The following is a 21,942-nucleotide window of genomic DNA, read 5'->3' on the forward strand; positions in this document are numbered from 1 at the left end:
TCCTCTTAATTCTGGGCGGCCGCAGGAAGCGGCTGCATGACCGGAAGTTCCGGCTCGTCCATCAGGATTTCCTCGCCCGAGAGGCTCTCGAGGAAGGCGACCAAATCATCGACCTCGCTGTCACTGAGACCCAGCGGTTGCATCAGCGGGCTCTTGGTGGCCGCGAACTCGTTCTCCCCGCCGCCTTCATTGTAGAACACCACGACGTCACGCAGCGTCTCCAACATGCCGTTGTGCATGTAGGGGAAGGTGTATTTCGTGTAGCGCAGGCTGGGCGTGCGGAACTTGCCCTTATGGCGTTTGTCCTTGCTGCGGAAATAGAGGCCCGGATCGTCCTTGGTGTTGCGATAGAGTTCCTCGGTCGAGCCTTTGGCATAGAGCTCAAAGCGGAAGGTAATCTGAGCGAGTTCGTCTTCCTCCCAGCCCGCATAAGGCGGAACACCGAGGTTGTAGTACTGCTCGTCGCTCAGCAGCGGCCCGTTGTGGCAGGCAATGCAGTTGGCCTTGCCGGCGAAGAGATCAAGCCCGCGCTTCTGCTGCTCGCTGAGCGCCGAATCGTCACCCCGCATATAGTTGTCGAAGGGCGTGTCGGTCTGCACGAGCGTGCGCTGGAAGGCCGCGATCGCCATATAGGCATGGCGGATGTTCGGCCAGTCGTCGCCGAAGACCTCGGCAAACATCTCCCGATACTCAGGCACGAAAGCGAGCCGCGCCTCCATCATGTCGTCCTCGCCGTTGCCGGCGACACCGCCACGGGCGGCGGAGCGCGCCTGGGCCTCAAGCGACTTGGACGCGCCGGCCCAGAAGAGCTTCGAGTAGTAGGCGGAGTTGATAATCGTCTGGCTGTTACGCCAGTGGGTCGTGCCGGGGTAACCGAAGCTGATGCGGTCCTGCACCGCCCAGCCGGCATCCGGCAGGTGGCAAGCAGAGCACGGCATCGCCGCATTGCCCGACAAAAGTGGATCGAAGAACAGCATCTTGCCGAGTTCGACTTTCGCGTCCGACATCGGATTATCGGCAGGGATCGGCGGCGGACCCAAGGCCGCCAGGCCGTCGGGACGCGGGCTCTGAGCCGAGGCCGGTGCAGCCAGCAAGGCAACGAAGGCGACGGCGGGAATGATCTTTTTTGCGTTCATGGTCGCCTCCTTCAATTGATCGTGTCGCGCCAGTTTTCGATCAGCACGTATTCATAATCGTCGGCGCGCCAGACATAGGCGTCGGTGTCGAAGCTGTCGCCGCTGAGCGCCTTCAGGAACTCGATGAGATCCGACTTCTCGTTGGCGGAGAGCCCCAGCGGGCGAACCCGCGGATCCTTCAGGGGGTCATCGCCGCCCCCGGCGTTATAGAAATCCACCACCTCTTCCAGGGTGGCGAAGATGCCGTTGTGCATGTAGGGCGCCGTCCAGGTGAGCTCCCGCAAAGTCGGGGTCAGAAAGCTGCGCTTGCTGCGCCAGTCGCGGGTGCGGATATAGGCCCCGAGGTCCTGGCGCAGGTTCATGTAGTTTTCGATACCCATGAACTTCGCATAGGTGACAAAGGCCGAGTGCCGCTCCGGGCTCGCCCAGATGTCGGCGTTGCCGGGCACGCTGGTGTTGTGGGCAAGGTCGTCGGTGAAACGCGGACCGCTGTGGCAGGCGGCGCAACCGGCCTTGCCGGCGAACAGATCCTGACCTCTTTGAGCGGCCGGCGAGAGTGAACCGTCGTCGATCGGCGCACCGCGCGAAACGATGGTCTGCATGAAAGCCTGCAAGGCATTGCGCGCGCCACCGTTGGAGGGCTCGCTCATCCCCGCGGCCTTGAACATCTCGACATAGACCGGATCCTGCTTCATGCGCTCCTGCATGATCCGCATGTCCATGTTCATCAGATAGGTTTCGGTGATCATCTCACGCGCGACGTCATTCAGATTGGTACCCAGTCGCCCGTCGTGCATCCAGGCTGCGCGGTAGCCGACGTTGGCCAAAGTCGGTGAGTTACGGAAATGCCCGGCGCCGGTGTAGGCGGAGGACAGCGCCTCGCCGTCGGTAAAGGCTTTATCCGGCTGGTGGCAGCTCGCACAAGCCAAGGTGGCATCGCCAGAGAGTCTTGTATCGTAAAACATACGCTTGCCGAGTTCGGCCAGCGCGGGTTTCACCTCCATTGGCTTGATCGGCCCGGCTTCCTGCGCCGCGGCTGGAACGCCGGTAAGCACAAGAAGGGCAAGGGTGAGAAGCAATCTCATCAACTATCTCCCAATCCGACAGCCCGGCACCTTCACGGCACCGGTATTGGAAGCAGTTAATAAAGATCGCGCGGGCAGTGGTCCTTGATTGCAATCAATCTGTTCATGGCAATTTTGCTACAGTTTCAGACAACCGATGAGTCACCCTGCTGCACCGCACCATTATTTGATACAGATCAACGAAACGGACAGACCCCCTCACTATCAAGACGCCAGATGTAGGGGAGACAGGGAATGGATTCTTTTCAGCCGGCCGTCATTGCGCCGCAGCCATACCTACCGGACTACGGACCCTGGAACAGCCTGGCAGATACAAGCGTGCACGACCTGCTCGAAGCGGCCAGCCTATGGTTGCTGGAGCGCGGCGATCAGATCGATGCCTCTCTTGGCATCGTCGTGTCCGGTACGTTGGCGGTGGAGCGTGAACTGTCGGACGGCCGCCGCGTTCTCGCCAGCCTCTTCCACGAGGGCGACCTTGTCGATCTGCGGCGCACGGAGCGCATGCGGCAAGGCGCGCTGATTGCCTTGAAATCCTCGGAGTTCCTGCACCTGGATGAAACACGTGTCGACGACCGTGCCGCCACCAATCCGGAACTCGCCAAGGCCTTCATCGCCCAATTGGCCGATCATTTCGCGCGCATGCAGGATCATGCCACCGACTTGGCATCCAAGACGCCCTTGGAACGCATGGCCTCCGTTTTGTTTGAGTTCAAACGCTGGCCTGAAACGACGCCTGCCGAACGCAGCCGGGACATCGTGCGGATACCGATCTCGCGTATCGACATCGCCGACTATATCGGCGTGAAACCGGAAACCGTAAGTCGCGCCATCCGGGAACTCGAAAGAGAGAAGCTGATCGGTATTCCCCATCAGGACCAGATACTCCTGGCCGATATCCCTTCGATGCGCGGCATCGCCAACGGCGGCCGCCCGCGCCGCTCCAACGGACGGCAAAACGCACAGGGCTGAGCGGGCGCCAGACAGGCTCGCTGTCCTCTATCCCTGCTTGTTCTTGTTGTAGACGTCGAAGATGACAGCGGCGAGCAGCACCAGGCCCTTGATGACCTGTTGGTAGTCGATGCCAATGCCCATGATCGACATGCCGTTGTTCATCACGCCCATGATGAAGGCACCAACGACGGCGCCGACGATCTTGCCGACGCCACCTGACATCGACGCGCCGCCGATGAAGACAGCGGCGATGACATCCAGTTCGAAGGCGACACCGGCCTTGGGTGTCGCGGTATTGAGACGGGCAGCAAAGATGAGCCCGGCGAGCGCCGCCAGCATGCCCATGTTGACGAAGGTAAGGAAGGTGAGCCGCTCCGTCTTCACGCCGGAGAGTTTTGCCGCCTTGCGGTTGCCGCCCAGGGCATAGATGCGCCGGCCGATGACGGTGGACTCGGTCAGGAAGGCATAGATGACAATCAGGACGCCCATGGTGATGAGCACGTTCGGCAGGCCGCGGAAGGTGGCGAGCTTGTAGGCCACAAAGACGATCGCACCGGCAACTAACAGGTTGCGGATCGCAAAAAAGCTAAGCGGCTCGCCCTCAATGCCGTACTGCGCGTTCCGCCGGCGGTTCCGCAATCCCATCCAAACGAGGGTGCTGGCGATCATCACACCGGCAACAATGGCGGTGATGTTCGGCCGCTTGACGCCAAAGAGATCCGGGATGAAGCCTGTGGACAGCGCCTGAAACTCCCGCGGGAAAGGACCCACGGACTGACCTTCAAGAAGCCACAGCGTGGCACCTCGGAAAACCAGCATCCCGGCGAGAGTCACGATGAACGAGGGAATGTTCCAATAGGCGACCCAATACCCCTGAGCCGCACCGATGACGATACCGATGAACAGGCAGAACGGAACCGCCGCATAGATGGACCAGCCCTGATCCACCATCAGGATTGCCGCCAGCGCACCGATGAAGCCAACGACGGAACCGACCGAGAGATCGATATGGCCGGCAACGATGACCAGCAGCATGCCGAGCGCCATGATGATGATGTAGCTGTTCTGGAGAAACAGGTTGGTGATGTTGACCGGCCGCAGAAGCGTACCGTCGGTCATGATCTGGAAGAAAACCATGATCGCAACCAACGCCAGTATCATGCCGTACTCGCGCAGATGACTGGCAAGGTAAGATCCGATACCGCGCCCTTCGCCAGACGCTTGTTTTTCTACTGCCGCCATAGCGCCAATTCCCGACCCCTAGTCCTATTCCTGGTGATCCTACTTCCTGACGATGTACGACATGATGCGTTCCTGGCTCGCTTCCGCGGCGGCCAGTTCGCCCACCAGCGCCCCCTCGTTCATGACATAAATCCGGTCGCACATACCAAGCAATTCCGGCATTTCAGAGGAGATCATCAGGATCCCCCGCCCCTCCCCGGCCAGCCGGTTTATGATCCCGTAGATCTCGAATTTCGCTCCGACGTCGATGCCGCGAGTCGGTTCGTCCAGGATCAGAACCTGCGGATCGGCAAAGAGCCACTTTGACAGCACAACCTTCTGCTGATTGCCGCCGGAGAGGTTCACCACAAGCTGCTGGACGCTGGGCGTGCGGATGTTCATTGCGCCGCGGTACCGCTCTGCGATCTTTTGCTCTTCAGCTTCGTTTAGCACGCCGTTCATGGAGACGGCAGGCAGGTTGGCCAGAGAAACGTTACGCTGAATGGTCTCGTCCAGCAGCAAGCCCAGCGCCTTGCGGTCTTCGGTAACGTAGGCGAGCCCCGCGGCAATCGCCCGGTCGACCGTGGAAACATCGACCGGCTCTCCGCCAAGTGTCGCCGCGCCGGAGATGTTGCGTCCGTAACTCCTGCCGAAGATGCTCATGGCCAGCTCGGTCCGGCCGGAACCCATAAGCCCGGCAATACCGACAACCTCTCCCCGGCCGATGCTTAAACGGGCTTCCTTGATAACCTGCCTCTCCGTCTGCTCCGGATGCCAGACGTTCCAGTCGGATATCTCGAAGAGCGTTTCACCGATCCTGCGTTCGCGTTCGGGATAGCGGTGCGCCATGTCGCGCCCGACCATATCCATGATGATGCGCTCTTCGCTGATCTCGTTGTCTTTGGCCGAGAGGGTGGAAACGATCGCGCCGTCGCGGATGACCGTGATGGTATCTGCAACCCGTTCAACCTCGTTCAGCTTGTGACTGATCAGAATAGAGGTGATACCCAGGGCTTTCAGTTCAAGAAGAAGGTCGAGTAACTTTTGACTGTCGTTCTCCTGCAAGGCGGCTGTCGGCTCATCCAAAATCAGGAGTTTCACATCCTTCGAGAGCGCCTTGGCAATCTCGACCAGTTGCTGTTTGCCGACACCCAGTTTGCCGACATGCGTGGTCGGCACTTCCGAGAGGCCGACCTTGACCAGTAGTTCCTTGGTGCGCTGAAACGCTTCGGGCCAATTGATGATGCCGTGGCGCGCGACCTCGTTGCCGAGAAAGAGGTTCTCGGCGATGGAGAGAAGCGGCACCAGGGCAAGTTCCTGATGAATGATGATGATGCCGGACTTCTCGCTGTCGGGAATACCGCCGAACTTCGCAAGTCCGCCGTTGTAGTGGATCTCGCCGTCATAGCTGCCGTGGGGATAGACCCCCGAGAGGATCTTCATCAGCGTTGACTTGCCGGCGCCGTTCTCACCGACAAGGGCGTGGATCTCGCCCTGCTCAACCGACAAGGAGACGTTGTCCAGGGCCTTGACACCTGGAAAAGTCTTCGTGATCTGACGCATTTCCAGAACGGGAGGCATGACCGCTCGTCACTTACATTACGCTGACGGAAAAAACGATGGCCCGCCTGCGAAGCGCAGTGCGAGCCATCGTTTCAAGGAACGGCCTTACTTAACCTGATCGAGCTTGTAGTAACCGCTTCCGATCAGGACAGATTCCCAGTTCGACACATCGACGGAGACAGGCTCAAGCAGATAGGAAGGCACAATCTTCATGCCGTTGTCATAGGTCTCGGTGTCGTTGATCTCCGGCTCACCCCCCTCAAGCAGGGCATCCACCATGCCGACGGTAACACGCGCCAACTCGCGGGTGTCCTTGAACACCGTTGAGTATTGCTCGCCGGCCAAGATGGACTTGACCGAGGGGACCTCGGCATCCTGACCGGTAACGATCGGCATCTGCTGATCACCGGAGCCGTAGCCAACGCCCTTCAGAGACGAGAGGATGCCGATCGACAGGCCGTCATAAGGGCTGAGGGCGCCATGAATCGGTTTGTCGGTATAGTTGGCCGACAACAGGTTATCCATGCGGGCTTGGGCGACGGCGCCATCCCAGCGCAGAGTGCCTACCTTGTCCATGCCCATCTGTCCCGACTGAACGACGACCTCGCCGCTATCGATCAGCGGCTGAAGCACGGACATGGCGCCGTTGTAGAAGAAGAAGGCGTTGTTGTCGTCCGGCGAGCCGCCGAAGAGTTCCACATTGTAGGGGCCATCGCCAAAACGCGCCTTCAGGCCGTTGACCAGGCTCGTGGCTTGCTGGACCCCGACCTTGAAATTGTCAAAGGTCGCGTAGTAGTCGACGTTCTCGCTGTCGCGGATCAGCCGGTCATAGGCGATGATCTTGATGTCGGCGGCGGCGGCATTTTCCAGCGCATTCGACAGTGTCGTTCCGTCGATGGCCGCGATCACCAGCACGTCCACGCCCTTGGTGATCATGTTTTCGATCTGTGCGAGCTGGTTGGGTATGTCGTCTTCTGCGTACTGCAGGTCGGTGGCATAGCCGGCGGCTTCGAACTGTTCCACCATCGAGTTGCCGTCCGAAATCCAGCGCGCAGACGATTTTGTCGGCATCGCGATGCCGACGGTCCCTTTGTCGGCTGCATAGACCGGTACATTGCCAAACATGACGACGGTCGCCAGAGCCGCCAGGGCCACCAAGGGCCGTGTGATGAATTTCATTTTTCCTCCCATGATCGCTGCCGCGATTCTTTCATTGTTGTCCTCCGTGGATTGACCAGATCAACCCCGCCGGAACGGACCCAGAGTAGAAAAGTGCGGCCAAAATATATATCAGTCAAATTATTATACATGATAGCGATATATCATTATTAGTATACCAGAAATGAGGGTGGGAGATCATGGCCGAAGACCTTATGCGCCGGGGGCTGAAGCTCTCACACATGCGCTTGCTGGCCTCTCTGGCGGAGACCCAGCGCATCAGTTCATCAGCCGAAAGCCTGGGCATTACCCAGCCGGCCGCATCGCGGATTGTCGGCGAGCTTGAGACGCTGACAGGCACCAAGCTGTACAACCGCACCGGCCGGGGCGTGCGCCTGACGGAGGCGGGCCTGCTCTTCGCCTATCGCTGTTCGCGCATCCTCAAGGAGATCGAAGATGCCGAGCGAGACCTGGCGGAAATCGGACAAGGCGTATCAGGGCGGGTGACCATAGGCTCGGTGGCGGGCCCGGCGGTCGAGTTCGTACTGCCGACGATCAAGCAGATGCGCATCCACAATCCCGGCATCCGCATCGAAATGGATGTGTCGGCCAGCGATGTGCTCGCCGCCAAGCTGCTTGAGGGCCAGTTGGACTTCGCGCTCTGCCGCCTGCCCGTCGGGTTTGATGCAGGCATGTTCCATGAGATCCCTCAGAGCGCGGAAAGCGTGAGCATCGTCGCGCGATTCGGCCATCCACTCTCAAGCAGCCCGCAGCCGGTAGACTCGGAGCTGCCGAAACAGGACTGGGTGCTGCCGCCGCTCGGAACCCTTCTGCGCACCACCGTGGAAGGGGCGCTGAGGCAAAGCGGCTTTGCCCTGCCGGAGCGTGTGCTAACGACCTCATCCTTCATGTTCACCGTAGCGATGCTGCACGGTACCGACGCCGTCGCGCCCGTTGCCACAGCCGTCGCCCAGAGTTTTGCGGGCACGAGGTCTCTGTCGATCGTGCCGACGGATTTGGTTTTTGAGGTCGAGCCCTATTCGCTGATCACCAGGGCGGGACAATCGCTGACCCCGGTCGCGGAAGCGGCCTTCAACGCTGTCCGGCACTCCATGAACAAAGAGGCGTAGCGCACACCAAAGCGCCAGAAAGCAATGATTTGCGGATAAGCGCCGGTTCGCCTGCCGCCCATGCTGCAGCCTGGCGTTGGCGTTACAGGCTTGGTTTGGTCTCTGCGGATTGACTTGGGTCCATAACGAAATACATCTCCCAAGCGCACCGGACGCGGGGGCTCCCTCAGTTTAGTCCCAACACATCTTACGGAGCTAACCGCGGCTGGCGCCGCCAGCATTTTCACAGTTTGAGTTGTCATGCCTGAAGGTCATACCATCCACCGCGCGGCACGAGATCATCGCCGCATTCTGGCCGATCAGAAGCTGGCCGTATCGTCTCCTCAGGGGCGGTTTGCCGAAGGCGCAGCCCGCCTAAACGGCCGGCGCTGCCGAGCGGTCGAGGCCTACGGCAAGCATCTGCTTTATCATTTCGAAGGCGGGGATACCCTTCACATCCATCTTGGCCTCTTCGGGCGAATCCGCAAACACAAACTGCCACTTGCCGAGCCGCGCGGCGCTGTCCGGGTGCGGCTCGTCGGGCCCGCCCACGCCGTCGATATCAACGGGCCGACGATCTGCCGGGTCCTCGATGGGCCGGAAAGGCTGACATTGATTCAGCGCATCGGGCCGGATGTGCTGCGCGCCGATGCAGACCCCGAACGCGCCTTCACAAAAATCATGCGAAGCCGGGCGCCCATCGGGCGGCTGATCATGGATCAATCAGTCATGGCCGGAATCGGCAACATCTATCGTTCTGAGGTTTTGTGGCGCCAGGGCATTCATCCGCAGACCCCGGGACGGATGATCGGTCGGGCTGCTTTCGATCGGATATGGACCGATGCCAAGGCTTTGCTGACTATCGGGGTGAAGCGCAATGCCATCATCACGGTAGACGGCGCCATTCCTTCGAAAAGCCGCTACCGGGAACGCGTGAACATCTTCGCCAAAAGCCAATGCCCGGCCTGCCGTGGCGCGATACGGCGCTTCGAGATCGACGGACGCCGCGCCTTCGTTTGCGACGCCTGCCAGCCGCTTTCCGGAAATGAATAGGTTATGGGATACCCGGCCAGTCCGATGGTCTGCGTCAGCCGGGACGCCAGCATGTATACGCGCTTCTCGTCAAAACACGCGGCGACGGCATCGGCGCGGGAACCGCATCACTCAATCAATGTCCTCAATCCAGGTTTTGGCGGCAACCGCGCGGGCCAGACCGCAGGATCCGATCGACAGAAGGGCCACCTGCGTCACCGCGGCGTCTTCAATGCCCTCGGCTTTGGCACGGCGCGTGTGGGAATGCACCGCCCCCTCGGACCCGATGCCGATCGCAAGCGCCAGTTTGACCAGCCGCCTCTCCCGGTCCGACAACGGACCGGCCTCAGCCGTGGCCTTGCCGAGAGCGGAATAGGCCTCCCAGATTTCGGGAAAGGCTCTGACAAGTTCACCGGCGGCGCCGGGTATTTTATCTGACATCGGAGTTCCTTCAGGTTGAATAGTCGTCGATCAAGGGACTCGGCTTTGCGAAGCGCTCGAGATCCTGCTGGTCGGAGATGCGTACCTTTACGCCCTCAACCACCACCCCATAGGCTTGAAGGCCTTTAAAGGCGCGGCTGAGGTTTTCCGGAGTCATGCCGAGGAATGACGCAAGCCGGCGTTTTTCTATCGCGAGGTCGAATTCAGCGGCGCCGTCCGCACGCATCTGCTGGCGCAGGAGATAGTTGGCAAGCCGTTCCAGAGAGGTGCGCAGCTTGAGGTCCTTGGTGCTTTTGATGACGGAGCGATAACACTGCGCAAGCTCGGTGACGATGGCCTGGGCGAAGACAGGATCGATGTCGAAGATTGCGCGCACATCCTCGCTGGGCACCAGAACGATGCGGCTTTTCTCCAGCGTGCGGGCCGACATCAAATAGGGTGCGTCCTTGATCGTGGCCGCAAGAATGAATGTCGAGATTGGGCGTACGGTCGCCATGCTCGTCTCCCGCCTGTTCCAGGTGGAAAACAGATCGACCGATCCGCTCAATACGATGTGCAGAAAATCGCTGGGGTCGCCCTCGTTGATCAGCTCTATCTGGGGTGGAAAATTTTGGACATAGGAGCCTCGCATCAGGGTCAGGAAGTGATCCTCCTGCATCCCCTGGAACAGGTCCAGTTGGCGAACTTCGGGGAAGTGCGACCTCGGCATTCTCAGTTATACCACCCATTTCTCTCTTGACATTTATCAAGCCTAAAATCGTCAAATGTCAACCTAAGATGTTCTCCCCGGCTTCCGCAGGCTTGATCATCAACCGTGCCGGACACCACATTCTTCTGTAACCTATTTATTTTAAACAGAAAAACCCATCACTTGATCCTGATCAAATCGGCGGGAGCACAATTGTAGGCCTCTGACGTCAAGCGCTGGTCGACATACCGCGCAAAGACCGAAGGAGGACAGTGATGGATGTAATGCTCGCCTATGATCATTCGCGCAATGCGCGGATCGCGCTTGAGGCCGTGAAGGAGATGTTCGGCGCGATCAGGCCCAACATTACGTTGATCTCCGTCATCGAGGATCCAGGTAGCACCACCTCCGGCGCCGACGACATGTTCAACGAGCAATATGCCGAACAGAAGGCGGGCGTCGATGCCGCCGCCGCCGAACTGCTGGCAGCCGGTTTCCCCTCCAAGGTTATCGTGGCCGAAGGCGACGCCCGCAAAATGATCCTGCGCGCCTGCGAGGAACGCCAGCCTAACCTGCTCGTTATGGCGCGTCACAGCCACAAGCCCGACGGCAACTTTATCACCCGGCGCCTGGATGCGCTGGTGGAAGAGTTCGACCACATGACCTTCGGGTCGGTTTCCGCCTTTCTGGCCCGGCGCGTGCAGTGCCCGCTGCTGATCATTCCCACCGGAACCGGCTGATCCCGGCGCTTTGCCTCCAGAAAAAACGTTTCGACATTCTCTAGCCTGACCGAGGCCCACCCATGCAAGTCTCTGACGTCTTCCGGTTCAAGAACCGTGAAATCCGGGCGCTCCACCTGACTTGGATCGCCTTCTTCATTACCTTCTATGTCTGGTTCAACATGGCGCCGCTGGCATCGTCGATCCTGAATTCGGTCGACTGGCTGACCAAGGACGACTTGCGCCTCTTCGCCATTGCCAACGTGGCCCTCACCATTCCCGCCCGAATCCTCGTCGGCATGGCGCTCGACAAGTGGGGACCGCGGCGGGTTTTCTCGGTCCTGATGGTTACGATGGCCATCCCGACCTTCGTCTTCGCTTTCGGCGATACCCGCGAGCAGCTCTTCATTTCGCGTCTGGTGATGTCGTCGGTCGGCGCTTCCTTCGTCGTCGGCATCCACATGACCGCGCTCTGGTTCAGGCCGCGCGACATCGGCTTCGCCGAGGGTTTCTATGCAGGTTGGGGCAACTTCGGCTCCGCTGCAGCGGCTTTGACCATCCCCACCGTGGCTTTGACGATTTACGGCGGCGACGACGGCTGGCGCTACGCGATCGCCACTTCGGGCGCGATCATGGCGATCTACGGCGTCTTCTATTGGTTCGCGATCACCGACGGGCCCACGAAGGACACCCATAAGAAGCCGCGCCAGGCAACGGCACTGGAGGTTTCCACCTATCGCGACCTGGGCCTGCTGGTCCTCTTCACCATCCCCTTGATCGGTATCCTCTCGATCCTCGTCTGGCGGATCCAGGGCATCGGCTACATCGATACGATGACGGCGTCGATCTGCTACACGGCGATCGTGATCGTCGTGATCTACCAGGTCTGGCAGGTCTTGCGTGTCAACCTGCCGGTGTTGAAGAAGGGCGTACCAAAGGATGACCGCTATCCCTTCTCGTCCGTCGCGGCCCTTAACACCACCTACTTCGCCAACTTCGGCGCCGAACTTGCGGTGGTGTCGATGCTGCCTCTGTTCTTCCAGGAAACATGGGGTCTCACGCCGGTCACGGCGGGCATCATCGCGTCGTCCTTTGCCTTCGTGAACCTCTTTGCACGGCCGATGGGCGGGCTCGTTTCAGACCGCTTCGGCAACCGCCGCTTCGTGATGCTGTCTTATATGTTCGGCATCGGCGCCGGCTTCGTGCTCATGGGGCTTCTGAACTCGACCTGGCCGCTGATTGTCGCCATCGCGATCACCATCGCCTGCTCGTTCTTCGTTCAGGGCGCAGAAGGCGCGACCTTCGGGATCATCCCTTCGATCAAACGGCGCGTGACCGGCCAGATCGCCGGCATGGCGGGTGCCTACGGCAACGTCGGCGCGGTCTTCTACCTCTTCATCTTCATGTACGTCACACCGTCGCAGTTCTTCTTCATCATCGCCACGGGCGCGTTCATCAGCTGGGCTGTCTGCTTCATCTGGCTGCGCGAACCGCAAGGCGGATTCGGTGATGAATACGTGATTTCGTCCGTCGACGAAGCGATCGCCGATGAGGCCCGCCTGCGCCGCGAGACCGAGGCGGACCTGGCCGTGATCTTCGCGGGCAGTGAAAAAGTCGCCTTGGCAGACAAGGGAACCGGCCTGACCGTAACCGCGCGGTTCAAGGATCTTGATGACTTACGAACGGCGCTCGCGCGCCTTGGTAACGGCTCCGCGAAATCAGCACCGGCCGAATGATATGCCGCAGGCCCGCCACGCGGGCCGCCCAACTTGACCCTACGCCAAATCGGGAGGAACCAACCCATGGCGACAACAGACCACCCCAAAACGCCACAAGGTCGCGTCCTGACCGACTGGCGGCCCGAAGATCCGGAGTTCTGGAGTGCACAGGGCCGCGCCATCGCCACGCGTAATCTCTGGATTTCGATCCCCAACCTTCTGCTGGCCTTTTCGGTCTGGATGGTGTGGTCGGTGGTCGTAGCGCGGCTTCCGGCGATCGGCTTCGACTACACAACCGGTCAGCTTTTCTGGCTGGCTGCACTGCCCGGCCTCTCCGGCGCGACGCTCAGAATCTTCTACACTTTCATGATTCCGATCTTCGGCGGCCGGCGGTGGACGGCGCTTTCCACCGCCTCTCTGCTGTTGCCGGCACTGGGGATCGGCTTTTCCGTACAGAACCCGGATACGCCCTACATTCTGTTCGTCGCCCTGGCACTCATGTGCGGCTTCGGTGGCGGTAACTTCGCCTCTTCCATGGCCAACATCGCTTACTTCTATCCCAAGAAGACCAAGGGCCATGCCTTGGCGCTGAACGCAGGCCTCGGCAATCTCGGCGTCTCGGTGATGCAGTTCGTCGTACCGATGGTGATCACGGCAGGTGTCTTCGGTGCCATCGGGGGCGAAGCCCAGACGCTGTCCGACGGCAGTCAGCTCTGGATCCAGAATGCCGGCTTCATCTGGGTGCCGTTCCTTGCCATCTCGGCTGTTGCGGCCTGGTTCGGCATGAACGACATCGCCGATGCCAAGGCATCGCTCGGCGACCAGCTGACGATCCTCAAGCGCAAGCACAACTGGATTATGTGCATCCTCTACACCGGCACCTTCGGTTCCTTCATCGGCTACTCCGCCGGCTTCCCGCTGCTGATGAAGACGCAGTTCCCGGAGGTGAATGTCCTGTCCTATGCCTTCCTCGGCCCGCTCGTCGGCGCGCTCAGCCGTGCGGCGACAGGATGGGTGTCGGACAAGTTCGGCGGCGGACGGGTGACCTTCTGGGTCTTCCTGGGCATGATCGTCGCCGTTTGGGGCGTGCTTCAGTTCCTGCCGCAGAATGGTACGGCGGGTCACTTCTGGGGCTTCTTCGCCTGCTTCATGGCGCTGTTCTTCCTGACCGGCGTGGGCAATGCCTCGACCTTCCAGATGATCCCGTCGATCATGAAGAAGGAAATCGCGCGCCTGATCCCGACCGGAGACCCGGCGGTGAACCAGAAGACGGCGGAGCGTGAAAGCGCTGCAATCATCGCCTTCACCAGCGCCATCGCCGCCTACGGTGCCTTCTTCATTCCAAAGGCCTACGGCACTTCCATCGACATGACCGGCGCCCCGCACGGCGCGCTTTGGGCCTTCCTCGGCTTCTACGTGATCTGCGTTGGGATCACGTGGTTCTTCTACAGCCGCAAGAACGCCCCGGTTTCCTGCTGAAGCTTTGACTATCCCTGCGCCGGCTCAGATGCCGGCGCAGGCCCCACGCTGAGGAGACAGAGATATGAGCCATCTGCTCGACAGATTGAACTTCCTCCAGTCCAAGGAACTGGAACAGTTCTCGGACGGGCACGGCCAGGTCACACGCGAAGACCGCGCCTGGGAAGATACCTATAGAAACCGCTGGCGCCACGACAAGATCGTGCGGTCGACCCACGGCGTGAACTGCACCGGGTCTTGTTCCTGGAAGATCTACGTGAAGTCCGGGATCGTCACCTGGGAAACCCAGCAGACCGACTATCCCCGCACCCGCCACGATCTGCCGAACCACGAGCCGCGCGGTTGCGCGCGGGGGGCGTCTTACAGCTGGTATCTCTACTCCGCCAACCGGGTGAAGAACCCGCTGGTCCGCGGCAAGCTTCTGAAGCTGTGGCGCCGGATGCGCGAGACGATGAGCCCGGTCGAAGCCTGGACGGCGCTGCAGCAGGACCCGATCCTGCGGGCCTCCTACGTCGAAACCCGCGGCAAGGGCGGTTTCGTCCGCGCCAGCTGGGACGAGGCGACCGAGATCATCGCGATCGCCAATGCCTATACGGCCAAGACCTACGGCCCCGACCGGATCTTCGGCTTCTCGCCGATCCCGGCCATGTCGATGGTCAGCTATGCCGCCGGCAGCCGCTATCTCAGCCTCCTCGGCGGCACCTGCATGAGCTTCTACGACTGGTACTGCGACCTGCCGCCGGCCAGCCCGATGACCTGGGGCGAGCAGACCGACGTGCCGGAATCGGCCGACTGGTATAACGCCGGCTACCTTCTGGTTTGGGGTTCGAACGTACCGCAGACGCGCACGCCGGATGCGCATTTCTACACCGAGGCACGCTATCGCGGCACCAAGTCCGCCGTCATTTGCCCGGACTATTCGGAGGCCGCCAAGTTCGGCGATGTCTGGCTCAACGTCAAACAGGGCACCGACGCTGCGCTGGCCATGGCCTTCGGCCACGTCATCCTGCGTGAATTCCACCTCGACCGGCAGACCGCCTACTTCGCGGACTACTGCCGCAAGTACTCCGACATGCCGATGCTGGTGCAGCTGGAGGAAAAGGACGGCAAGCTCATCCCGGGCCGGTTCCTGCGCGCCGACAGCCTCGACGGCAAACTCGGCGAAACGAATAATCCGGAATGGAAGACCATCGCCATTGACGAGGCCAGCAACCACCTGGTCGCGCCGAACGGTTCGGTCGGCTATCGCTGGGGCGAACAGGGCGAATGGAACCTTGAGGAGCGCGCCGGCCTGGCGGAGGTACGCCTGAAGATGACGCTGGCCGATGGCGGCGATCACGACGAAGTCGTGGGGGTCGATTTCCCATACTTTGGCGGCGCAGCCACGGCCGAATTTGCCACCGACGCCAATCACCCGGAGGTGCTGACCCGCAACATCCCCGCCCGCCGTGTGAAAACCGCCCAAGGCGATGTTCTGGTCGCCACGGTATTCGATCTTTTCTGCGCCAACTACGGCCTCGACCGCGGCCTTGGCGGCGACTGGGTGACGGACGACTTCATGTCCGATGTTCCAGGCACGCCGGCCTGGGCAGAGAAGATCACCGGGGTCGATGCCGAGAAGATCATCCATGTAGCGCGCGAGTTTGCGTCGAACGCCGAGAAAACCAACGGCAAGTCCATGGTGATCATCGGCGCGGCGATGAACCACTGGTACCACATGGACATGAACTACCGCGGCGTCATCAACATGCTGGTGATGTGCGGCTGCGTGGGTCAGTCGGGTGGCGGCTGGGCGCACTATGTGGGGCAGGAAAAGCTGCGCCCGCAGACCGGCTGGGCGCCCCTCGCCTTCGCGCTCGACTGGGGCCGTCCGCCGCGGCACATGAATTCCACCTCGGCCTGGTATGCGCACAGCAATCAGTGGCGCTACGAAACTCTGACGGCGAACGAAATCATCAGCCCCACCGCGCCCGATGGCGACTGGGATGCCTCGCTGATCGACTACAACATCCGCGCCGAGCGGATGGGCTGGCTGCCCTCCGCACCGCAACTGAAAACCAACCCCCTGGAGGTCGCCAAGGCGGCCAAGGCGGCGGGCAAGGAGATTCCCGCCTACGTGGCCGAGCAGCTCAAATCAGGCGCCCTGGAAATGTCCTGCGAGGACCCCGATGCGCCAGAGAACTGGCCCCGCAATCTCTTCGTCTGGCGGTCCAACCTGCTGGGTTCCTCCGGCAAGGGACACGAGTACTTCCTCAAGCACCTCCTGGGCACCGATCACGGGGTTCTGGGCAACGACCTGGGCGAAGAGGGGCAGCAGCTGCCGAAGGAGGCGAAGTGGCATGACGAGGCGCCGCGCGGCAAGCTCGACCTGCTCGTCTGCATCGACTTCCGGATGAGCACGACGGCGGTCTATTCCGACATCGTGCTGCCGACGGCGAGCTGGTACGAGAAAAACGATCTCAATACCAGCGACATGCACCCCTTCATCCACCCGCTGCAGGCCGCCGTGGACCCGGCCTACGAATCGAAGTCGGACTGGGAGATCTTCAAGGCGATCGCCAAGAAGTTCCAGGAGCTGGCGCCTGAAATCCTGGGACAGGAGACCGACATCGTCGCGCTGCCCATCCTGCATGACACCCCGGGCGAGATTGCCCAGGATCAGGTGCGGGATTGGAAGAAGGGCGAATGCGACCTGATCCCCGGCAAGACGGCGCCCGCCTATGTCGCGGTGGAGCGCGACTACACCGCAATCCACGACCGTTTTGTCGCCCTTGGCCCCCTCATGGACAAGATCGGTAACGGTGGCAAAGGCATCGCCTGGGATACCAAGAAAGAGGTCCAGCACCTGCGCGATCTTAATGGCGAGTGGCAGGACGGCCCCGCCAAGGGCTGCCCGAAGATCGTGACCGATGTCGACGCCACTGAAGTCATCCTGATGCTGGCGCCAGAGACCAACGGCGAGGTCGCAGTCAAAGCCTGGGATGCATTGGGCAAGGCCACGGGCCGCGGGCACACCCATCTGGCCGAGCCCAAGGAAGACGAGAAGATCCGCTTCCATGACATTGCCGCCCAACCGCGCAAGATCATCTCCTCGCCCACCTGGTCGGGCCTCGAGAGCGAGAAGGTCTGCTACAACGCCGGCTACACCAACGTCCATGAACTGATCCCCTGGCGCACGCTGACGGGCCGTCAGCAGCTCTACCAGGATCACCTCTGGATGCGCGCTTTCGGTGAGGGCTTCATGTCCTACCGCCCGCCGGTGGATCTCAAGACCATCACCAAGGCATTGAATGAGGATGCCCGTGACGGCACGCCGCACCTGGTTCTGAATTTCATCACGCCGCACCAGAAATGGGGCATCCATTCGACCTATTCGGACAACCTGCTGATGCTCACGCTGAACAGGGGCGGACCGGTGGTCTGGATCTCCGAATCCGACGCCAAGCGCGCCGGGATCGAGGACAACGACTGGGTCGAGGCCTACAACGTGAACGGCGCCCTCACCGCCCGCGTCGTCGTTTCCCAGCGTATGAGGGACGGCACCATCTTCATGTATCACGCCCAGGAGAAGATCGTGAACACGCCGGGGTCTGAGAAAACCGGCCTCAGGGGCGGCATCCACAACTCGGTGACGCGTGCGACCCTCAAACCCACCCACATGGTCGGCGGCTACGCTCAACAGAGCTACGGCTTCAACTACTACGGCACCGTGGGATCGAACCGGGACGAGTTCGTCGTTGTCAGAAAGATGCGCAAGGTCGATTGGCTCGATCAGCCCGCCAGCCAGAAGGAGACCGCGAAATGAGAGTACGTGCACAAGTCGGCATGGTGCTGAACCTCGACAAATGCATCGGGTGCCACACCTGCTCGGTCACCTGCAAGAATGTCTGGACGAGCCGTGACGGCGTCGAATACGCCTGGTTCAACAACGTCGAGACCAAACCCGGTACCGGCTACCCAACCGACTGGGAGAACCAGGCGCGTTGGAACGGCGGCTGGGAGCGCACGAAGTCCGGTAAACTGCAGCCCAAGCAGGGGGCAAAGTGGCGGATCCTGGCGAACATCTTCGCCAACCCCGACCTTCCCGAGATCGACGACTACTACGAGCCCTTCGATTTCGACTACGATCATCTGAAGTCAGCGCCGGAGATGGCCGCCTTCCCCACAGCGCGGCCGCGCTCCAAGATCACCGGGGAACGCATCGAGAAGATCGAAAAGGGTCCGAACTGGGAAGAGATCCTGGGTGGCGAGTTCTCCAAGCGCAGCCAGGACTACAACTTCGACGGCGTTCAGAAAGAGATCTACGGGGAATACGAGAATACATTCATGATGTATCTCCCCCGGCTTTGCGAACACTGCCTGAACCCGGCCTGCGCCGCGTCCTGTCCCTCCGGCGCGATCTATAAGCGCGAAGAGGACGGCATCGTCCTGATCGACCAGGAGAAATGCCGTGGCTGGCGCATGTGTGTCAGTGGCTGCCCCTACAAGAAGGTCTACTACAACTGGTCGACAGGCAAATCCGAAAAATGCACGCTGTGTTATCCTCGGATCGAGTCCGGCAACCCGACGGTCTGCTCGGAAACCTGTGTCGGCCGCATCCGCTATCTGGGCGTGATGCTCTACGACGCCGATAAGATCGAGGCTGCGGCAAACGCAGAAAAGACGACAGATCTCTATGATGCGCAGTTGGACGTCTTCCTTGATCCGAACGACCCCGCGGTGGTCGAGGCCGCCAAGGCCGACGGTATCCCGGAAGACTGGATCAAGGCGGCGCAGGAAAGCCCGATCTGGAAAATGGCGATGGAATGGAAGGTGGCCTTCCCCCTGCATCCAGAGTACCGGACATTGCCGATGGTCTGGTACATCCCGCCGCTCAGCCCCATCCAGAACGCCGCGCAAGCGGGCTCGATCGGCATGGACGGCGCAATGCCCGACGTGCGCAGCCTGCGCATACCGGTGAAGTATCTCGCCAACATGCTGACGGCGGGCGACGAGGAACCGGTGGTGCAGGCGCTTGAGCGCATGCTCGCCATGCGTTCCTACATGCGCTCGAAGACTGTCGATGGCGTGATTGACGAAGGCATCGCATCTCGCGTCGGACTGAGCGGCCGGATCATCGAGGACATGTACAAGATCATGGCAATCGCCGATTACGAGGATCGCTTCGTGATCCCCACCACGCACCGTGAGGAGGTCGAGGACGCCTACGACCTGCGCGGCGGTTGCGGCTTCACCGACTCCAACGGCTGCTCGGGCGGGATCAGTAAGGGCAATCTCTTCGGCGGTAAGAAACGCTCGCTCAAGATGCCGAAGGAGGTGGCGTGATGGACCGCACGGTAAAAGCCCTCTCGTTGATCCTCAGCTATCCGACGCGGGACTTGCAGGCAGCCATGCCGGAGATCGGTGGCGTTCTCGCCGCCGACACCCGGCTCACCGCCGCAGCCCGCCGGGCACTGCGACCGCTGGTCGAGGATCTGGCCCGACGCGACATCTACGATCTTGAAGAACAGTTCGTTCTTCTTTTCGACCGGTCGCGCAGCCTGTCGCTCAATCTCTTCGAGCATCTTCACGGCGAAAGCCGCGACCGGGGCGGCGCTATGGTCAGCCTGGTGGAAAGCTACCGCGCCGCCGGTTTCGAGCCGGCGACCTCGGAACTGCCCGATCACCTGCCGGTGCTTCTGGAGTTTCTGTCCACAAGGCCCGCATCCGAGATGCAGGAGACCCTGGCGAATGCGGCGCACATCTTCGAGGCACTGAACGCCCGGCTGGTCCGGCGCGAGAGTCCCTACAGTGCCGTGTTCGCCGCCCTGTTGCAGCTTTCCGGCGCATCCGCTGACAGCGAGGCCGTGGCCGAGCTTTTGGAGCAACCCGAAGACGACCCCGCCGACCTCGCCGCACTCGATGCGGTCTGGGAAGAAAGCCAGGTCACCTTCGGCCCCGACCCGAACGCCGGCTGTCCGCAGGTGCACGAGATGCTTGCGCGCATGGACGAACCCATCACCCCCAATTCGGCCCAACACAGCGCGGCCGAGTGACGGAGGACTGAGACATGAGTATCGATTTCTTCATCTTCGGCATCATGCCCTACGTCGCGCTGACCGTCCTGGTCATCGGCTCCATCGCACGATACGAGCGCGATCCCTTTACCTGGAAATCTTCGTCGAGCCAGTTGTTGCGTCGCAAACAGCTGATGTGGGGCTCTGTCCTGTTCCACGTCGGCATCATCGTCGTGTTCTTCGGCCATCTTGTCGGTCTCTTCACGCCGATCTGGGTTCTCGATGCAATCGGCATTAGTTACGGTTTCAAGCAGCTCATGGCCATCGTCGTCGGCGGCATCGCCGGGGTCGCGGCGCTGATCGGCGCCAGCATGCTTTTGCACCGCCGCCTCTCCGATCCGCGCATTCGTAAAACCTCCAGCTTCGCCGATATCGGCATCCTCTCCTTGATCTGGCTGCAGCTCGTGGTTGGCCTCGGCACGATCTTCTTGTCGATGAAACATCTCGACGGCGGCGAGATGGTGCGGTTCATGACCTGGGCGCAAAGCGTAATGGGCCTGCAGCTCAACGCCTGGCTTGAAGTGGCCAATGTGCATGCCCTGTTCAAGTTCCATATCTTCCTCGGCCTGCTGATCGTAATTCTGTTCCCCTTCACCCGGCTGGTGCACATGCTGTCGGTGCCTGTGCGTTATCTCTGGCGGCCGGGCTACCAAGTGGTGCGGTCGCGGCGCCAGACAGCGCTGTCAGGTCGTCGCGATGCTTCCGCATCGGCGTCAAGACATGCTGCGCGGTCTTCCGCCGGCGGCATCGCCAAACCAGCGGAGTAAGGACCATGGGTAAATCACTGTTTCCCGATCTCGTGGTGAACGGCGAAGTCATCCCGCAGGCGAAGTTGGACGCCGAGACCCAGAACCACCTGGCCCCCAAGGGTAAACCGCTGGTCGCGAGGCAAAAGGCCGCCAATGCCCTTGCCGTGCGGGCCCTGCTGCTGCAGGAAGCGCGGCGGCGCGGGTTGCGGGCGGCCCCCCGCGAAGTGGCGCCGGGGCGCTTTGAGACCCGGGAGGAGGCCCTGATCCGGGGCCTCCTCGACCGGGCGATCCCGAGAAGCGCAGCGACCCCTGCGCAGATCCGCAGCGAATGGGCACGCGACCCCTCGCGCTTCAGAAGTCCACCGCTCTGGGAAGTCTCGCACATTCTCTGCGCCTGCGATCCCCGCGACAGTAGCGCCCGAGACACCGCCCAAGCGCGAGCGATGGCATTGACCAAAGAGGCCCTGGCCGATCCAAGGGGCTTTGCCGCCCTGGCGGGCCGCGCAAGCGACTGTGGGTCGAAGAAAGACGGCGGTGTGCTCGGTCAACTCGGCCCCGGCGATACGGTGCCGGAGTTCGAGGCCGCGCTGAACGGCCTTTCGGAGGGAGAGATTACGCCTACGCCGATCCTCAGCCGCCATGGCTGGCACATCATTCGGATGGATGCCAAGGCGCCCGGCCGAACGCTGCCTTTTGAGGCAGTCAAGGATCAGATCGCCACCGCCCTGGAAAGGTCGGCCTGGGATCGGGCAGCTCGGACCTTCGTCTCTGAACTTGTTGATTCCGCCGAGATTTCGGGCGCAACACCCGGGTCTGTCGGGCATTAAAGAGCATGAT

At 61.2% G+C, this 21,942-nt stretch carries 18 protein-coding genes; 11 read left to right on the top strand and 7 right to left on the bottom strand.

Going from position 1 to position 21,942, the window contains the following annotated elements:
* Positions 1 to 5: 5 nt before the first annotated feature.
* The gene (locus ACP146_RS13535; protein WP_422367290.1) at positions 6 to 1,136 is read right to left on the bottom strand and encodes a cytochrome-c peroxidase; all 1,131 of its coding nucleotides are present in this window, start codon (positions 1,134 to 1,136) and stop codon (positions 6 to 8) included.
* A gap of 11 nt (positions 1,137 to 1,147) precedes the next feature.
* Positions 1,148 to 2,221: a cytochrome-c peroxidase gene (locus ACP146_RS13540; protein WP_422367291.1), complete on the bottom strand. Its 1,074-nt coding sequence runs from the start codon at positions 2,219 to 2,221 to the stop codon at positions 1,148 to 1,150.
* A gap of 234 nt (positions 2,222 to 2,455) precedes the next feature.
* Between ACP146_RS13540 and ACP146_RS13545 the strand changes: the two genes are divergently transcribed.
* Positions 2,456 to 3,190 carry a Crp/Fnr family transcriptional regulator gene (locus tag ACP146_RS13545; protein WP_422367292.1) on the top strand — a complete coding sequence of 245 codons (735 nt, stop codon included), beginning with the start codon at positions 2,456 to 2,458 and terminating at the stop codon, positions 3,188 to 3,190.
* 27 nt (positions 3,191 to 3,217) lie between these two features.
* Here ACP146_RS13545 and mmsB read toward each other — a convergent pair whose 3' ends face one another.
* The 3 genes from mmsB to chvE form a co-directional block, all read right to left on the bottom strand.
* The gene (mmsB, locus tag ACP146_RS13550) at positions 3,218 to 4,414 is read right to left on the bottom strand and encodes a multiple monosaccharide ABC transporter permease (protein ID WP_422367293.1); all 1,197 of its coding nucleotides are present in this window, start codon (positions 4,412 to 4,414) and stop codon (positions 3,218 to 3,220) included.
* A 39-nt stretch (positions 4,415 to 4,453) separates the two neighbouring features.
* Positions 4,454 to 5,974 carry a multiple monosaccharide ABC transporter ATP-binding protein gene (gene mmsA / locus ACP146_RS13555; protein WP_422367294.1) on the bottom strand — a complete coding sequence of 507 codons (1,521 nt, stop codon included), beginning with the start codon at positions 5,972 to 5,974 and terminating at the stop codon, positions 4,454 to 4,456.
* 87 nt (positions 5,975 to 6,061) lie between these two features.
* Positions 6,062 to 7,135 carry a multiple monosaccharide ABC transporter substrate-binding protein gene (gene chvE / locus ACP146_RS13560; RefSeq protein ID WP_422367295.1) on the bottom strand — a complete coding sequence of 358 codons (1,074 nt, stop codon included), beginning with the start codon at positions 7,133 to 7,135 and terminating at the stop codon, positions 6,062 to 6,064.
* 179 nt (positions 7,136 to 7,314) lie between these two features.
* Between chvE and ACP146_RS13565 the strand changes: the two genes are divergently transcribed.
* Complete coding sequence (locus ACP146_RS13565) at positions 7,315 to 8,244, top strand: LysR family transcriptional regulator (RefSeq protein ID WP_422367296.1); 930 nt, start codon at positions 7,315 to 7,317, stop codon at positions 8,242 to 8,244.
* 240 nt (positions 8,245 to 8,484) lie between these two features.
* On the top strand, positions 8,485 to 9,276 hold the full coding sequence (locus tag ACP146_RS13570; protein ID WP_422367297.1) for an Fpg/Nei family DNA glycosylase: 792 nt from the start codon (positions 8,485 to 8,487) through the stop codon (positions 9,274 to 9,276).
* Between the two features lie 111 nt (positions 9,277 to 9,387).
* Here ACP146_RS13570 and ACP146_RS13575 read toward each other — a convergent pair whose 3' ends face one another.
* Both ACP146_RS13575 and ACP146_RS13580 read right to left on the bottom strand, forming a co-directional pair.
* Positions 9,388 to 9,696: a carboxymuconolactone decarboxylase family protein gene (locus tag ACP146_RS13575; RefSeq protein ID WP_422367298.1), complete on the bottom strand. Its 309-nt coding sequence runs from the start codon at positions 9,694 to 9,696 to the stop codon at positions 9,388 to 9,390.
* Between the two features lie 10 nt (positions 9,697 to 9,706).
* Positions 9,707 to 10,405, bottom strand: coding sequence for a helix-turn-helix domain-containing protein (locus ACP146_RS13580; RefSeq protein ID WP_422367299.1), 699 nt, complete (start codon positions 10,403 to 10,405; stop codon positions 9,707 to 9,709).
* A gap of 254 nt (positions 10,406 to 10,659) precedes the next feature.
* On the opposite strand from ACP146_RS13580, the gene ACP146_RS13585 reads away from it, so the two are divergent.
* The 8 genes from ACP146_RS13585 (at position 10,660) to ACP146_RS13620 (ending at position 21,932) form a co-directional block, all read left to right on the top strand.
* Positions 10,660 to 11,124, top strand: a complete 465-nt coding sequence (locus ACP146_RS13585; protein WP_167222755.1) for a universal stress protein — start codon at positions 10,660 to 10,662, stop codon at positions 11,122 to 11,124.
* Positions 11,125 to 11,186: 62 nt separating this feature from the next.
* Positions 11,187 to 12,839: an MFS transporter gene (locus ACP146_RS13590; protein ID WP_422367300.1), complete on the top strand. Its 1,653-nt coding sequence runs from the start codon at positions 11,187 to 11,189 to the stop codon at positions 12,837 to 12,839.
* Positions 12,840 to 12,905: 66 nt separating this feature from the next.
* Positions 12,906 to 14,300, top strand: coding sequence for a NarK family nitrate/nitrite MFS transporter (locus ACP146_RS13595; RefSeq protein WP_422367301.1), 1,395 nt, complete (start codon positions 12,906 to 12,908; stop codon positions 14,298 to 14,300).
* A gap of 64 nt (positions 14,301 to 14,364) precedes the next feature.
* Entirely contained in the window at positions 14,365 to 18,105 is a 3,741-nt protein-coding gene (locus ACP146_RS13600) for a nitrate reductase subunit alpha (RefSeq protein WP_422367302.1), read from the top strand.
* Positions 18,102 to 19,625, top strand: a complete 1,524-nt coding sequence (narH, locus tag ACP146_RS13605) for a nitrate reductase subunit beta (RefSeq protein WP_422367303.1) — start codon at positions 18,102 to 18,104, stop codon at positions 19,623 to 19,625. Before ACP146_RS13600 ends, narH begins: the two co-directional genes overlap by 4 nt.
* Positions 19,625 to 20,335 carry a nitrate reductase molybdenum cofactor assembly chaperone gene (narJ, locus tag ACP146_RS13610; protein ID WP_422367304.1) on the top strand — a complete coding sequence of 237 codons (711 nt, stop codon included), beginning with the start codon at positions 19,625 to 19,627 and terminating at the stop codon, positions 20,333 to 20,335. The genes narH and narJ overlap by 1 nt, the downstream gene beginning before the upstream one ends.
* A gap of 14 nt (positions 20,336 to 20,349) precedes the next feature.
* The gene (gene narI / locus ACP146_RS13615; RefSeq protein WP_422367305.1) at positions 20,350 to 21,123 is read left to right on the top strand and encodes a respiratory nitrate reductase subunit gamma; all 774 of its coding nucleotides are present in this window, start codon (positions 20,350 to 20,352) and stop codon (positions 21,121 to 21,123) included.
* A gap of 5 nt (positions 21,124 to 21,128) precedes the next feature.
* Positions 21,129 to 21,932 (top strand): peptidylprolyl isomerase, encoded by an 804-nt coding sequence (locus ACP146_RS13620; RefSeq protein ID WP_422367306.1) that lies wholly within the window; start codon positions 21,129 to 21,131, stop codon positions 21,930 to 21,932.
* Positions 21,933 to 21,942 lie beyond the last annotated feature (10 nt).

This window comes from Pelagibius sp., from assembly GCF_965249265.1.
GTDB lineage: Bacteria > Pseudomonadota > Alphaproteobacteria > Kiloniellales > Kiloniellaceae > Pelagibius.